This is a genomic window from Soonwooa purpurea, from assembly GCF_053891095.1.
In genome coordinates this window covers 70687-86653 of the sequence record NZ_JBSSMA010000013.1, presented here as the reverse complement: position 1 = coordinate 86653, position 15967 = coordinate 70687, and the positions used below count along the sequence as shown (strand labels likewise).

General features: G+C 35.3%; 14 protein-coding genes. 9 read left to right on the top strand and 5 right to left on the bottom strand.

Annotated features, from left to right (window positions below; translation table 11 throughout):
• Positions 1-398 precede the first annotated feature (398 nt).
• The 4 genes from ACVFVN_RS12025 to ACVFVN_RS12010 all read left to right on the top strand — a co-directional run bounded on the left by ACVFVN_RS12025 (position 399) and on the right by ACVFVN_RS12010 (position 3890).
• A complete protein-coding gene (locus ACVFVN_RS12025) occupies positions 399-977 on the top strand; it encodes a hypothetical protein (protein ID WP_456235442.1) in 579 nt (192 codons plus the stop codon).
• Positions 978-1112: 135 nt separating this feature from the next.
• Positions 1113-1679 carry a YceI family protein gene (locus tag ACVFVN_RS12020; RefSeq protein ID WP_456235441.1) on the top strand — a complete coding sequence of 189 codons (567 nt, stop codon included), beginning with the start codon at positions 1113-1115 and terminating at the stop codon, positions 1677-1679.
• 80 nt (positions 1680-1759) lie between these two features.
• The gene (locus tag ACVFVN_RS12015) at positions 1760-2404 is read left to right on the top strand and encodes an alpha/beta hydrolase (protein WP_456235440.1); all 645 of its coding nucleotides are present in this window, start codon (positions 1760-1762) and stop codon (positions 2402-2404) included.
• A 67-nt stretch (positions 2405-2471) separates the two neighbouring features.
• Entirely contained in the window at positions 2472-3890 is a 1419-nt protein-coding gene (locus ACVFVN_RS12010) for an L-serine ammonia-lyase (RefSeq protein ID WP_456235439.1), read from the top strand.
• A 36-nt stretch (positions 3891-3926) separates the two neighbouring features.
• On the opposite strand, the gene ACVFVN_RS12005 is transcribed toward ACVFVN_RS12010, so the two are convergent.
• The 4 genes from ACVFVN_RS12005 to tsaE form a co-directional block, all read right to left on the bottom strand.
• Complete coding sequence (locus ACVFVN_RS12005; protein ID WP_456235438.1) at positions 3927-4772, bottom strand: prephenate dehydrogenase; 846 nt, start codon at positions 4770-4772, stop codon at positions 3927-3929.
• A 155-nt stretch (positions 4773-4927) separates the two neighbouring features.
• Positions 4928-5299, bottom strand: coding sequence for a hypothetical protein (locus ACVFVN_RS12000; protein WP_456235437.1), 372 nt, complete (start codon positions 5297-5299; stop codon positions 4928-4930).
• Positions 5300-5308: 9 nt separating this feature from the next.
• Positions 5309-6505, bottom strand: a complete 1197-nt coding sequence (locus ACVFVN_RS11995; RefSeq protein WP_456235436.1) for an alanine dehydrogenase — start codon at positions 6503-6505, stop codon at positions 5309-5311.
• A 63-nt stretch (positions 6506-6568) separates the two neighbouring features.
• Positions 6569-6976: a tRNA (adenosine(37)-N6)-threonylcarbamoyltransferase complex ATPase subunit type 1 TsaE gene (tsaE, locus tag ACVFVN_RS11990; RefSeq protein WP_456235435.1), complete on the bottom strand. Its 408-nt coding sequence runs from the start codon at positions 6974-6976 to the stop codon at positions 6569-6571.
• A gap of 148 nt (positions 6977-7124) precedes the next feature.
• Between tsaE and dnaG the strand changes: the two genes are divergently transcribed.
• Positions 7125-9047, top strand: coding sequence for a DNA primase (gene dnaG / locus ACVFVN_RS11985; RefSeq protein WP_456235434.1), 1923 nt, complete (start codon positions 7125-7127; stop codon positions 9045-9047).
• A gap of 66 nt (positions 9048-9113) precedes the next feature.
• Positions 9114-9797, top strand: coding sequence for an ATP-dependent Clp endopeptidase proteolytic subunit ClpP (gene clpP, locus ACVFVN_RS11980; protein ID WP_165130582.1), 684 nt, complete (start codon positions 9114-9116; stop codon positions 9795-9797).
• 249 nt (positions 9798-10046) lie between these two features.
• Here clpP and ACVFVN_RS11975 read toward each other — a convergent pair whose 3' ends face one another.
• Positions 10047-10817 carry a TIGR02757 family protein gene (locus ACVFVN_RS11975; RefSeq protein WP_456235433.1) on the bottom strand — a complete coding sequence of 257 codons (771 nt, stop codon included), beginning with the start codon at positions 10815-10817 and terminating at the stop codon, positions 10047-10049.
• Between the two features lie 104 nt (positions 10818-10921).
• On the opposite strand from ACVFVN_RS11975, the gene pyrF reads away from it, so the two are divergent.
• The 3 genes from pyrF to ACVFVN_RS11960 all read left to right on the top strand — a co-directional run bounded on the left by pyrF (position 10922) and on the right by ACVFVN_RS11960 (position 15938).
• Positions 10922-12280: an orotidine-5'-phosphate decarboxylase gene (gene pyrF, locus ACVFVN_RS11970; protein ID WP_456235432.1), complete on the top strand. Its 1359-nt coding sequence runs from the start codon at positions 10922-10924 to the stop codon at positions 12278-12280.
• A 186-nt stretch (positions 12281-12466) separates the two neighbouring features.
• Positions 12467-15280, top strand: coding sequence for an aminopeptidase (locus tag ACVFVN_RS11965; protein WP_456235431.1), 2814 nt, complete (start codon positions 12467-12469; stop codon positions 15278-15280).
• Between the two features lie 274 nt (positions 15281-15554).
• The gene (locus tag ACVFVN_RS11960; RefSeq protein WP_456235430.1) at positions 15555-15938 is read left to right on the top strand and encodes an HU family DNA-binding protein; all 384 of its coding nucleotides are present in this window, start codon (positions 15555-15557) and stop codon (positions 15936-15938) included.
• Positions 15939-15967: the final 29 nt, after the last annotated feature.

The window sequence follows — 15967 nt, the reverse complement described above, 5'->3', positions numbered from 1 at the left end:
ACACCCAATTTAAATACTATCATATACTATTTAAAAGAATTTTAATGAATTGTAATAATTGTAATGTTCAATAAATCAAATAAATAGTATTTTATAACACTCTGTTATTGGGTAGGTTCGAATACCTTCCTCTCTGCAAGATAAAATCATCAAGAAACAAAAAGCGCTTAGAATTGTTTATTCTAGGCGCTTTTTTATTTATTATGTTTCTATAGGTTGAAATTGTCTTGTGTTTTTATTGATAATTATAGGTTTTATTCATTTTTTTTGAGGTTTATTATTTTGTGCATTTGTGTAAGTGTTTGATTAATAATTGCATATGTTTTGGTTTTTTAGTTAATCTTGTTTTTGGCATAAATTTTTCAAGTACCTAGCTCGTAAAACTAAAAAATTGAATTATGAAATTTTTAAAACAAGCATTATTTACAATTGGTGTATTAGCTGGAGGTCTGGCTTTCGCCCAAGATTCGAATATGAACAATATGATTAAAGTTGGTGTTAATGGTGGTGTATCCACAGGAGGTAACACTTCGGCCAATGTCGGATTGGACGTATCGTACCAGAATTTGGTTGCACCAGGATTTGGTTTGGGGATAGCAACGGGCTATAACCACTTCTTCGGAAAATCAGCAACGATTAATAACGTAAAAGTAGAGAATAACGATTTCGGTGTTGTACCTGTTGCTGCGTTGTTTAGGATTTATCCTCAGCAATATGGATTTTATCTAGGTGCCGACCTTGGTTATGGATTTATCGTTGGTGATGACACCGTTACAAACAACGAAGTTTATAATACACAAAGACCAGATGGCGGTTTTTACATGCGACCAGAAATTGGTTACCATAACAAAGATTGGAATTTCTATGCACATTATACAAAAGTATTCACTGGAGATAAAGGCCAGGTTGCTGATCAGAAGTATAATGCAGGTACAGTTGGTGTAGGGGTTTCTTACAATTTACCTTTAGGAGACTAATCAATTTATTATAATCTTTTCTTTAAAGTCTATCTTCGGGTAGGCTTTTTTTAAATCAAATTCTTAACATAAATCAATTTTTATTTAGAATCATTATTGGTATGTTTGCACCAGAAATTTTTAAACAAATATATAATGAAAAAATTAGCATTGGTAGCCTTAATGATGGGTAGTTTAGCATTTGGTCAAACTAAAAAAGTGGTAGCATCAGATGTACATTGGTGGGGTTACAAAATTGCAAAATCAGAAGCTTCTTCACATGATGGTACAGTTGATGTAAAATCAGGAAATATTGTTGTTAAAGGAAACAAAGTGGTAGGAGGGTCTTTCGTATTAAATATGACCACTATTAGCGCTACAGATCTCCAAGGTGAGTACAAAGCAAAATTGGACGGACATCTTAAAAACGGCGACTTTTTTGAAGTTGAAAAATATCCAACTGCAACTTTTGTGATTACTTCTGTAAAACCAAATTCGGACAAAGTGTTTAATTCAACTATTACAGGTAATTTAACGATAAAAGGAAAAACAAACCCAGTGAGTTTTCCAGCAAAAGTTGGTGTTAGCAAAGGCGTTGCAAGCATCGTAAGTGACAAATTCAGTTTTGATCGTCAAAAATTCGATATTGCATACAAATCTACAATGCAAGATGTTTTGGTAAAAGACGATATCGATATGAAAGTAAAAGTTACTGCAAAATAATTGCAAACTTTAAGAATATTTAAAAAAGAACAGCTTGTCTGTTCTTTTTTTGTTTCCTAATTTTGGGAGTATTTTAGTGTATGAAATTATATGTTGTAAGCGGTCTCGGAGCCGATTTTACCGTTCTCGAAAAGTTAAATTTTGATCAAAATCTAGAAGTCATATTTTTGGATTGGCTCATTCCGGAAAGTCAGGAAGAATTTTTACATTATGTCAAAAGAATGGCTGATAGGATAGATGATTCTCAAGAATTTTGTTTATTGGGATATTCATTTGGAGGCATTATTGTACAAGAAATTCATCGTGTGAAGCCCGCCAAAAAAGTCGTTATTTTGGGTAGCATCCGTTCTGACGAAGAAAAATCCCATTTAATAAAATTTGGAGGTTACACAAAAATTCCAAGATTGATGCCCGAGCGTTTCTTTAATGACAATTCCACCATTGTCTATACCTTCCTCCGCAAGCTGTTTGATCCCAAAAATCCGCGTATTAACAACTACTTCCGTGTGCGGAATCCTTATTATCTTAAGTGGTCTATTGAGAAAATATCGGAGTGGAAGTTCAAGAAAATACCAGATATTATCCAGATAATGGCCGACAAAGACATCGTTTTTCCCATCAAAAATTCGAAGCCCGATTATATTATTAAAAATGCAACCCATTTATTCCCAGCGACTAAACCAAAAGAAGTTTCTGCAATTCTCCACGAAGTTTTTAAAATCTAACAAATTTTAAATTTGGTGCTTTTTAATTTGTAATTTGATAGTATCTTTAGAGCCCTAATTTTATTAAATGGAATCGATCAGTGTTTTTGAAATTATAAAAGTCGGAATAGGACCTTCTAGCTCACATACCATGGGACCTTGGAATGCTGCCGAAATGTTTTTGAATCTTATTAAAAAAGATAGAAAGCTTGAAGAGGTTAAAGAGGTTTTTGTGGAATTTTTTGGTTCTTTGGCAAAGACCGGAATTGGGCATGGGACAGATATTGCTGGCATGTTGGGACTTTCTGGTGAAGATTTTAAAACCATCGATACCACAAAAATTGATGAAAAGATAGAAACCATAAAAACATCGCAACATCTTTATTTGGACGGAACTCACAAGATTCCTTTTGTTTACGGTTTTCATTTAATTTTAAATAAAGAAAAAACGCTAGATTTTCATCCTAACGGTATGATTTTCAGGGTTGTTTTTAACAATGGTCAAGAATTAGTACAAGATTATTATTCGTTGGGTGGCGGTTTTGTCGGTACGAAAGAGGATAATACGTATAATGATATGTGTATCAGGACTTTGTATCCTTGCCATCACGGTCGAGATATTCTTAAATATGTAGAGCATTTAAAGCTTGAGCGTATTTCAGATTTAATTTATCTCAACGAAGAATCTTGGCGTTCCAAAGAAGAAACTGATCAACAAGCTCTGGAAATATGGAGAAATATTAAAGAATGTATTTATAAAGGAATCAACAAAAAAGGTATTCTCCCTGGCGGGCTCAATGTAACGCGCCGCGCTTCCGAAATGAATGAAAAGCTTCTAGGTGCCAAAATTTATAAAAACCTGCATGAATGGTTTAATTTGGTTTGTGCCGAAGAAAAAAGTTTTAATTCTATAACCAAATGGGTGAGTTGTTTTGCCTTGGCGGTTAACGAAGAAAATGCAGCTTTTGGCAGAATTATAACCGCACCAACCAATGGTGCAAGTGGTGTAATTCCTGCTGTGTTGATGTACGCACAGACTTTTACAGAATTTAATACAGAAGACGATGTCATTCGTTTTATCTTGACAGCTGGCGAAATCGGAACTTTATTTAAAAAGAATGCAACCATTTCGGCTGCCATGGGCGGTTGTCAGGCAGAGGTTGGCGTGTCATCAGCTATGGCTGCAGCAGCTTTAACAGAGATTTCAGGCGGTAGTCCAGGACAGGTTTTGATGGCTGCAGAAATTGCGATGGAGCATCATCTTGGCTTAACTTGTGATCCTATTGGCGGTTTGGTGCAAATCCCGTGTATCGAAAGAAATTCTATGGGCGCTATTAAAGCCATTACAGCCTCATATTTAGCTTTAGAAGGCGATCCTAGCAAGGCAAGAGTTTCTCTAGATAATGTTATTAAATCCATGTGGGAAACTGCGCTGGACATGAATTCTAAATACAAAGAAACATCAGAAGGTGGCTTGGCTGTAGCAGTCAATGTCCCAGAATGTTAAGATATAGAAGGCGTACAAATTTTTGTACGCCTTTTTTTATTTGTCCAAAATTCCTCGGATTTTGTTAGCATTGAGAATTAATTCTTCTAAGAATTCAAAATTTTCTTTTTCTAAAGCCGATTTAAATTTTTTGAGCTGCGAAATATGTTCATTTAAAACATCTAAAACATTTTCTTTATTTTGTTTAAAAATGGGAACCCACATTTCGGGATGCGATTTTGCGAGTCTTACCGTACTCGAAAATCCTGAACTTGCCAATTGGAAAATGGTATCTTCTTCGCGTTCTTTCTCCAAAACTGTATTGGCTAAAGCATAGGATGTAATATGCGAGATATGTGAAATATAAGCCGTGTGCATATCGTGTTTTTCGGCATCCATGTAGAGAATATTCATGTCAAGATTTTCATAGATTTGTTTTACATATTCTATGGCAAAATCATAAGAATCTTCAGGATTACAAATAACAGCAGCACGATTGCTAAAGGCATCAACGGTCGCAGCGTTTGGACCACTATGTTCGGTTCCCCACATCGGATGGCTTGCAACATAGTTTTTACGTTTCGGATGATTGTCAACTATTTTTGAAATTTCATGTTTTGTGGAGCCTACATCCATAACGATTTGCTTATCAGAAATCCTGTCAAGAACTTCTAGCAAAAGGACTTTCGTAGCTTCAACAGGTAAAGCGATGATGATGATTTGCGAGTTTTTTATCAAGCCTTCGAAACTAGAAATTCTATCAATAATCTGTCGTTCTTTAGCGGTTTGCAGATGCACATCACTTTTATCAAAAGCAATAATTTCTGAAGTAAATTTTTTTTCTTTGAGTTTTAAAGCCATGGATCCGCCAATGAGTCCGACGCCGATAAGTCCTATTTTCATTTTATATTTTAATATTTAAAAACAAAAAACCCCGTCCTAGGACGAGGTTAATATCATGTATACGAAATGTTCATCCTAGATGCAGGTTGATATTCCGTAATAATATGTTACTGGGTTAAACATGAATGCAAAGCTATGAAAAGTCTGTCAAATGTTTATCGGATTTTTTTGAAAGTTTTAATGTTTAATGAATCTTTTCCTTTTTCGTAAGTAATTTCGTACTTCGGATTTTTTTCCGGTGACGTCAAATAATATTCTGGAAAAGGTTGTTTTTGAGCCTGGCTTTTATCAAAATCGATTTTTCCTTTTCCAATGATGGAGTCTTTAAGAAAAGCTTTGTCAATTTTTAAAACATTTAATTCTGTTTCGATGTTTTTAGGTAACGCAACAGGTTTTGTCATACTTTCAGCGATAACGCGGTCGTTCGGAAAGTAGGAGCAACTCGTACCTTTTTTGTTTAAAATAAACAATACAACGAGAAGTCCTGGAATAAATCCAATAAAATAAAATTTAAGTTTTTTGAGCATTATTTAATTTTAGAAAATCAATAAGTTGATGTCGTGATAGGGTAAATCGAATTTTTTACAAATAATTTGTTTGGTATGTCGACCTTTGTACATGTAAAGGCTTTGCTTGACCTCTTTTTTTTGAAGTAGCATATTCTCGAAACCGCCATCTTCGTCGTTTCCAAGAATATAGCTTAAAAAGAAATTGCTAATTGCTTTGGTTGTGGTTCTTGGCATTTTTGATGTTAAATTGGGAAGCCCGCAATGTACAACGTCGTGTTTTATGATGAAAGGTTTTTCTAGACTGGTTAATTCTGATGTTTCAATCGCTTTGCCGTTATCCACAGTGATGTCAATAATAACGCTTCCTTTTTTCATTTTTAAGACCATATCTTCTGTGACTATAGGCGGAAGGTTAGGACGTGGAAGCGCACCAATAACCACGTCAGCACGTCTTATGGCTTTGGTTAATTCGCGCGGATCGATGATGGAAGTCGGCACACGATGGTCAATTAAAGAATGCAATCGTCTTAGTTTTGACAACGAATTATCAAAAACACGAACGCTTGCGCCAAGTCCGATGGCTGCTTTGGTTGCAAATTCGCCAACGATGCCTGCACCGATGATGACCACTTCTGTAGGCCTAACACCTGTAATACCACCTAACATCAAACCACTGGAAGACGCCAAAAGTTCTGAGGCGTAAAGTATCGAAATACTTCCTGCGATTTCTCCAATGAGTCGTACCAATGACAGTTGTTGATATTCGTCGGTGATAAATTCAAAAGCAATGGCATTCACTTTTTTCTCGGACAATTGTAAGAAATAATCTTTACTTTGAAGATTAAGTTGTAGTGCAGAGATGAGATACGTATTGGATTTTAAAAAACTAATTTCCTCTGATGTCGGCGGATTTATTTTTAAAATAATGTCTTGCGAAAAAGCTTCTTTGGGATCCTCTGTAATAATGGCGCCCACCTCGGCATATTGCAAATCTGTAAAATGAGAGCCTTCGCCAGCGCCACTTTCGATAATCACTTTGTGACCAGCTTGTACCAAAATATGGACGGCATCTGGGATGAGGCAAAGTCTTTTTTCTGAAAGACAAGTTTCTTTTGGAACGCCTATACTATGCATTTTCCCTTTACGTACAATCTCTAACTTTTCCTCTTTCGGAATAAGTTCTTCCTCTTTGAAAGGTGTAAATATGGTAGAAGTATGACTCATTAACTCTGCAAAATTTATATTTTATTTAAAGATACAAATATAATCAACTTGCCTATTACTTTATTAACTGAAATTAATTATGCGCGCATCACCCGTACTGGTGATTTGCATGTCGTGAAATTCGGATGGCAAAAGTTCTGTTTCATAGATTTCGGGCCATTCGATTATGCAAAGAAAGGCGTTGTCCAGATATTCTTCGATACCGAAATCATAGGCTTCTTCAATGTTTTTTAAACGGTATAAATCGAAATGAAAAATTTTCCCTTGCGGAGAATTGTATTCATTAACAATGGAATAGGTTGGCGAGCTGACTTCGTCTTGACTTCCAAGCGCTGCAACCAATTGTTGCGTAAAAGTTGTTTTGCCAGCACCCAAATTTCCTTTTAATAAAAGAATCGGTCGATCCAGTTGTTCTTTAACATAATCAACGATAGATTGCCATTCTTCAATATTTTTAATCTTGAATTCCATTCTTAAAAATTTGGACAAAATTAAGTCTAAAACTTTTATTTAAAAACATTTATATATTTAATCTTTAAATATTAGCCTTCATCTTAAATTCAAATCTTAAATTTGTAAACTTTTATACAACGATTTTTAATACAATTCTGATATAATTGTGATAACCAAAGAGACAATTGATAAAATATTTTCCACCGTTCGTATCGAAGAAATTATCGGCGAATATGTGCAGCTCAAACGGGCAGGCTCTAACCTAAAAGGTCTGAGTCCTTTTGTGGATGAGAAGTCACCGAGTTTTATTGTGTCACCGAGTAAGCAGATTTTCAAAGATTTTTCTTCTGGTAAAGGTGGCGGTGTTATCACGTTTCTTAAAGAATTAGAAGGATTCTCTTATCCTGAGGCTTTACGTTTTTTAGCAAAAAAATATGGTATTGCCGTGGAGGAAGATGTTGTCGAGATGTCTCCTGAACAAAAGCAGCAACGTGACCAAAAAGATTTGATCTATAAAATCCATGAGGTTGCCAACGATTTCTTTATTCATCAGCTGTGGGATGACGAGGAAGGTCAACAGATCGGACTTTCGTATTTTAAAGAAAGAGAACTTCGACAAGATATTATTAAGAAATTTCAGTTAGGATATTCGCCAGAAAAGAAAGATGCTTTTACAGAATTTGCTTTAGCGAAAGGCTATGACAAGGAGATTTTAGAAAAATCGGGACTTTCTGTTTTCCCAGAAAATGCGCCAAAAGGTGTAGATCGTTTTCGCGAAAGGGTGATGTTTCCCATCCATAGTTTTTCGGGGCGTGTTTTAGGATTCGGAGGTAGAATTCTCAATAATACGATAAAAACGGCTAAATATCTTAATTCCCCAGAAACGGAAATTTACCACAAATCCAATGTTTTGTATGGTTTGTTTCAATCCAAACAAGCTATTTCGAAGCAGAATTTGTGTCTGTTGGTGGAAGGTTATATGGATGTTATTGCGCTGCATCAGGCTGGTATAGAACATGTTGTGGCGAGTAGCGGAACGGCCCTTACGGTAGAACAAATCAAATTAATCAAACGTCTTACGGAGAATGTGACGATTCTCTTCGATGGTGATGCAGCGGGTATTAAAGCGAGTTTCCGAAGTATTGATATGTTGCTTTCCGAAGGGATGAATATCCGCGTATTGTTATTTCCAGATGGTGATGATCCAGATAGTTTTTCCAGAAAGCATCCGCAAGATTACGTAGAATCTTTCATTCAGGAACATGCGCAGGATTTTATCGATTTTAAAGCTGAAATTCTTTTCAGAAATACAGAAAATGATCCGATAAAAAAAGCCGAAGCTATTCGCGAAATTGTAAAATCTGTAGCTTTTGTAACTAATGGATTAAAACAGGAGATTTATCTCAAAGAGGTTGCTAATAAGTTTAAACTTAGCGAGCAGAACTTGTTTAATGAGCTTCAGATACAGAAAGATTCTAAAGATAAAGAACACAAGCCGCGACCACAACAACTTCAACAAGTCCAAAAACTAGAAGTTGTCACAGAGCCAGAAATCAAAATCAGTCCACTTTTTGTGCTAGAAGAAAAGTTGATAGAATTGATGATGAAATTTGGTGATGTGGTTATAGAACGCAAGGATCCAGAAGGTGAATCTTACAAAATAACGGTGATAGAGGAGATTATCCAGCATTTGGAGGAAGACGATTGCCAACTTCAAACAGAGATTAATCAAAAAATTGTTCACGAAATAAAATTGGGACTTCAAGAAGATGAGTTACGATCCAGTTCATTTTTCTTCTCATTATTGGATGAAGATATTTCGAGCAAAATGGCAGATACACTTATTAACCCTTACGAAACAAGTGATTGGTCGAAGTATAATATTTATTTCAGTTCAGAAGAAGAAGTGGTTCCCAAGATGGTCCAAGATACCATCCTTCGTTATAAGCGTGAATATGTGATGAAAATCGTTGAAGAACTCAAACACCAACTGGAGGAAGAAGAACACAAAGAAGATATTTATTTAAAAATTATAAAATTGACGCAACTTCGTAACCAACTAGATGCTTTATTGTATAGGATTTTGTGACAGAATGACGTATTTTAGCAAAGGAATAGATATTGCAAAAGAGAACTAAGAAAAATACCAATCTATATGGACTTAAAAAAAGAATTTAGAGATTTCGCGGTAAAACACCAAGGGATCAACGGCTTAGCAACCGATCAATATATGGGATTGTTTAATCCAACCAATTTGACGCCTTATATTATGGAAGAGCGTCGTATGAATGTCGCACAAATGGATGTTTTCTCAAGATTGATGATGGACAGGATTATCTTTCTAGGAACTGGGATTGACGATCAAGTGGCAAATATCGTAACCGCTCAACTTTTGTTTTTAGAAAGTTCAGATCCGTCAAAAGATATTCAGATTTATATCAATTCGCCAGGTGGTAGCGTTTATGCAGGTTTGGGAATTTACGATACGATGCAGATTATAAAACCCGATGTAGCAACAATTTGTACAGGTATTGCAGCGTCTATGGGAGCGGTGCTGTTAGTAGCTGGTGAAAAAGGAAAACGTTCTGCTCTTAAGCATTCTCGTGTGATGATCCACCAACCAAGTGGCGGCGCGCAAGGTGTAGCATCGGATATGGAAATTAATTTGAGAGAAATGTTGAAGTTGAAAAAAGAACTTTATGACATTATTTCCCAACATTCTGGACAAACCTACGAGTGGGTGGAGAAAGCTTCGGATAGAGATTATTGGATGACTTCCGAAGAGGCTAAAAGCTACGGAATGGTCGATGAGGTCTTACAAAGAAAAATCGAAAAATAATATATAAAACTCAGTGAAAACTGAGTTTTTTTATTTTTTAACATTCAGTTAATCTATGATGTTGAATTATTTTATACCTTTATTACAGAAATAATGGAAATGACACGTTCTACAAGACCTATTTTCGATATTACTATACTTGATTTGATACATTTTGAGATGGCTGGTTAGCTATCTCTTTTTATAGAGTACTAACTAAACAAAATGAGATGTCTATCTACTGGAGCAGTTCCTAAAGAGCTGCTTCTTTTATTCAAACTCCTTGCTGATGCCAAGTCCGAATAAAGCATAATCGTACACGGCAGGATCATTATTATTAAGTTCTCGAAGAACCAAATCCAATTCTTCCAAAGTTTTCCAATCGTTTTGTTTGCGATTCACGAGATTAAGTTTTCTCGAAATATTAGCGGTATGTACATCCAACGGGATAGAAAGATATTTTTGATCAATATTTTTCCAAATCCCAAAGTCAACCCCACGATTATCTTCCCGTACCATCCATCGCAAAAACATCATGATTCGTTTGGAAGCAGAATTTTTGTACGGTGAGCTTACATGTTTTTTGGCGCGATGTTCTTCTTGGATAAAAGTATTTCTGAAACGTTCTATCGGGTGATAAAAATTGGTTTCGTTGTTTTTTAAAAGGAACAGATCTTCCAAACTTTCATGCTCTAGATAGATTCTTTGGAATTGTTTTAAAAAATATTTTAAATCTTCCATGTGAAACGTACGATGCGCCGCTTTGTCAGGAAATGATTTTAGATCAGATTCTTTAAAATTAAGAACAAAATCATAAGGCGAATATTCTAGCAAAGACATAATAAGATCAGCATTTTTGATAATCGCTTTTCGGTTGCCCCACGCGATGCTTGCGGAGAGAAATCCCGCAATTTCAATATCTTGTTTTATCTCGAAACGATGCGGAATTTGGATAGGATCATTTTCTATAAAATCGATGTGATTGTAGAAGTCTGCTTTTTCATTAAGAAGATTGATGATATCTTGTGTAGGACGTTTCATATTGCAAATTTCCGAATTTTAAGCCGATTTTCCACGATTCGTAGCAAAAGCATACTTCTTTTTTACAAATTAAATTTTAACTTTGTAGAAAGTGAAAAGTAAAAATGGAAAGTAAAAAAGAATTCTTTTTAGAATGCTACAAACTAGGGATTATCAAATTTGGTCGCTTCACCCTAAAAAGTGGAATAGAAAGCCCTTTTTATGTCGATCTAAGACCTTTAGCATCAGAACCCAAAATTCTCAAAAAACTGGCAAATTATCTTTTGGATATGTTGCCTTTGGACAATTTTGATGTAATATGTGGTGTGCCTTATGCAGCGCTTCCAATGGCAACGGCGATGTCTTTGGAAAGTTATATTCCATTGATTATTAAAAGAAAAGAAGCCAAAACCTATGGTACAAAAAAACTTCTCGAAGGAATTTATAAAAAAGGCGATAATTGTCTTTTGGTAGAAGATGTCATCACTTCTGGAAAGTCTTTGATTGAAACTATTGATGAGGTAGAGAACGAAGGTCTTAATGTTTCCGATATCGTTGTAGTACTTGACAGAGAGCAAGGCGGAAAAGAAAAACTAGAAGCTAAAGGCTACAATGTTCATACATTATTCTCCATTTCGGAAGTTGTTGAAATTTTGAAAGAAGTTGAACAGCTTACTGATGAAGAAGTTCAAAGAATTAATGATTTTCTTAATGGCAATCAAGTTCAGTTTCAAGAGAAGAGAAAAATTTCTTATGAAGACAAACTACACATTGTGGAACATCCGATGGGCAAACGACTTTTGGAAATTGCCATCGCTAAAAACTCAAATCTTATTGCTTCGGCTGATGTTTTGTCAACCAAAGAATTGTTAGACTTTGCAGATATGGTGGGACCGCATATTGTTGCGCTAAAAACACATATCGATATTTTAACCGATTTTGATCCAGATTCTACGATTTTACCATTAAAAGACTTAGCACAAAAACATAACTTCCTCATCATGGAAGATCGCAAATTTGCAGATATCGGAAATACACAGGAATTGCAATTCTCGTACGGCATGTACAAGATTTCCAATTGGGCAGATCTGGTAACCGCGCAAGTTATTGGTGGTAGCCAAAGTCTGGACGGTTTTCATAACGTTGGCGTTGTTGCTATTTTGGGGATGTCTTCCAAGGGAACTTTGACCGATGCACATTATCGTGAAGAAGCCACAAAAATCATCGAGTCACAAGCTAACGTGATGGCTTGTGTTGCACAAAACCAAATTGCAGATAATCTGCTGTTGATGACGCCGGGTGTCAACCTTTCGGATGCAGGCGATAACAAAGGTCAACAATACAACACGCCAGAGAAGGTGATTACAAATTATCATACCGATTTCATCATCGTAGGACGTGGCATTTATAAAGCTGAGAATCCAGAACAAGAAGCTGTGAAATACAAAATAGCTGGTTGGGAAGCTTACAAAAATGCTTTATAATTTGCCCAAATATTTAATTAATGTAAAAGCTGTCTTCGAGATTTATCGAAGGCAGCTTTTTTTTTAAAAAGTATTTAAATATTAAATTAGAATTAAGAAAAATTGAATCCTAATCGGCTTTATTGATAGGATTTTATAAAGAAAATCGAATTATTTTTTTGTAGATTTGATTATTCCAAATATTTGATGAAGAAATTATTTTTGAGTAGCTTGTTTTTGATGGGAGGATTTTGGTGTTTTGGACAACAAGATAGCATTAGGATTTCCGCAAAATTATCCGCTGATGCGCAAAGTTTGATTGTGGCGCAGCAGATCGTTTATCACAATCCGTTTGATAAGCCTACCGACAAAATTAAACTTCAAAATTGGGTGGCTGCTTACCAAAACAGAAGTACGCCACTTCTTAAAAGAAAACTCCAAGACCGTAAAAAAGATTTGTATTTTGCGAAAGCCAATGAGCTTGGTGCACTTAGAAATCTGCATATTGAAGGCGCTAATAATAGCAAAGATTATGAGCAGCTTAACGAGGAGTTTTTATACTTTTATCTGGATAAAATGTTGGCACCAAAAGAAGCCATAACAATTAATTTAACTTATGAGATAAAGCTTCCTAATGTTAAATTCACAGGTTATGGCGTTGGGGAAAAGGATATTAATCTGAAATATTTTTTCATCGTTCCAGATAGTTTTGAAAACGAAAATCAGTACCCGAAACATTTTTTGGATATCGAACAGAACCTGAACAGCAATTCTTATTGGAACGTCAATTTTGAGCTTTCAGAATTGTATAAATCGGAGTCAAGTCTTGTCAAAATAAATCCGCATACTTTCGAAGGTGTGTCCACCAATGATCCCGAATTTTTTATTAGTTATAACAAGATTGATGCGCTCGATGTTGAGGTTGATAACGAAACTATAAAACTCGTTTTTGGCTATGCAATTACCGAAGAAGACCGCCAAAGCTTGGCTTTTTTTGCACCGCTTCATTTTAAATTTTTGAAGAAACGCTTTGGAAATCTTCCAAAAAAGATATTTATAAGTGAAAGGTACAGATCCAGCGAAAAATTTGTCGGTATTGATGATATTAAGTTTTGGAAGTTTCATTACAAATTATTTTCTGATGCCGAAAAAGTAGATCTTCATTATTTTAGCATTTTATCAAAACAGCTTATGGATGCTTTATTTATTAATGAAAAGAATGAAGACCATTGGCTGAAAAACGGTTTGCAAACCTACAGCGAGATACAATATATTAAAGAATTTTATCCCCATCATAAGCTATTGGGCGATTTGCCAGAGCAAGCCAAAATTCTTGGGATGAAGCCTCTGAAAATCTTCCATGCGGCAAAACTTAAATTGACAGAGCGTTATCCGTTGGCTTATCAATATATTTTGACACAAAACCTCGATCAAAAAATCGACGAAAATTACGAGAATCTAAGTAAGTTTAACGCTTTTGCAATTAGTCATTTTGAAACGGGAATTCTGTTTTATTTTGTTGCTGATCAAATGGGTTTTTCGAAATTTAATTCATTTTTAAATTCGTATTTCTCAAATCATTTTCAGAAACCAGTTGTTGCAAGTGATTTTTTGTCAAAACTTGAGTGGGAAAGTGGCGGAAATTCTCGTTTTTTATCTTCTTTAATTGAAGAAAAAAATCGTGTTAATTTTAATCTTAAAAAATTTACGCGAAAAGATGATGCTTTCGATGTTAAAATAAATAAACTTGGGAAGTACAATCTACCTTTCAAACTGCAAGCCGAAACCGAATCTGGGCAAAAAGAAATGCAATGGCAATACGCAGATGCAGATTCTAAAGTCTATCAAATAAAAGCCAACGATGCAGAAAAGATTATTGTAAATGACGAATTTTCTTTTCCTGAAACCAATTTTAGAGACAATTATCTGTATACCAAAGGTCTTTTTTCTAATATGAAAAGACTAAAATTAAAACTGATAAAAGATGTTCCGAATCCCGAATTTAATGAGCTTTACATTTCGCCACGGCTAAGTTTCAATGCTTATGATAAAGTGATGTTAGGTTTTAATCTCGTTAATAAAGGCGTTTTCGATCAAAAGTTTGTCTATTCTGTATCGCCGTATTACAGTACCGGGACTGGACAATTGACTGGTAAAGCTGGCGTTTCTTACAATATTATGCCAGCGGACAGTTTTTTTAGAAGTTGGCAGATTGGTGGCTCGGCATCTTACTTCCATTACGATTATGATTTGGCTTACCAGACTTACAGCTTTTTTACTAATTTTTCATTTAATAAAAATCCTAGAAGTGCGATTGGACGAAACTTATATTTCAGTTATGGACATTTCCAAAAAGATTTGGATGCCAAACGTATTTTAGCAAAAGAATATGGGAAGTATAACTTGTGGAATGTTGGTTACTCGTATAGCGACAATGCTTTAATCCACGAAAAATACATTAATGCAGGTTTCCAATGGATGGAAGATTTTCAAAAATTATCGACTGAAGCGTTTTACCGTTGGGAGTATGCGAAAAACAAAAAGATAAGTTTTAGATTTTTTGGCGGTGTTTTCATTAATAACAATACCCAAAATGATACATTTGATTATGGAATTTCTAAAGTATCAAACTATGCTTTTTCTTACGGTTTGTTAGGACAAAGTGCGACTACGGGGATTTTGTCTCAACAATATATTTTAGCAGAAGGTGGTTTCAAATCTGACTTTAGAACCAAAGCCAACCAATGGATTACCAGTGTTAATGTCGATTCTCACGTTTGGAAGATGTTTAACTTGTATGCTGATTTTGGACTTTATAAAAGTAAAGGACAAGGGGCAGACTTTATTTGGGATTCTGGGGTTAAACTAAAAATTATTCCAGACTTTTTGGAGGTTTATTTCCCTGTTCAGTCTTCTCTTGGTTTCGAACCTGCGATGAAGGATTATGGCTACAGAATACGATACACGCTGCTCCTAAATCTTGGCTCGCTGTTGAGTAATCTTCGTCGAGGGGTTTATTAATTATTTTTTAGAGCCTTGTTGAAGCGCCTTGCTCTAACAAGGCTTTTATATACGTATGGAAAAATAGTTAGAAAGCTGTGGCTTTATAAACAACAAGGTGTTTTCACAAAAACAACAAGGTGTTTTCATAAAAACATCAAGGTGTTTTCATAAGAACAACAAGGTGTTTTTGGGAAGTATATAGTCTATTAAAAAAATAGGTTGGTGTATTCATTTTTTTTTTACATTAGTTTAGATATTAAAAACCAAATGTTTAACAAAAAATTTATTAGTTATGCCAATCAAATTTAATGTTGTAGCGCGCAAAAACCCAAGAGATTTTGCCGCCCCACCCAAGTATTATGCCAATATCGTAGGCGATGGCAAGACCACACTAGAAGATCTTGCAAAGTATGCTGCCAGCACTTCTACAGTGTCCAAAGCGGATATACTGGCGGTTCTGGAAAGTACCTTTTCCAAAATTGCCGATGATGTTGGCGATGGTAAGATTGTCTATGTTGGTGAGTACTTTACCTTACAAGCAGGTGGCTCTAGCGAGGGCAAGGATACGCCAGAGGAAGTAGGCGCCAGTAGTATAAAAAGTGTGAAAACAGTCTTTCGACCGGGGAGGCTTATCAAGAATGCGATAAAGCTTTCTAGCTTTCAGAAAAAATCCTAAACACAAAAAAGGCTTCCAAATTTTGGAAG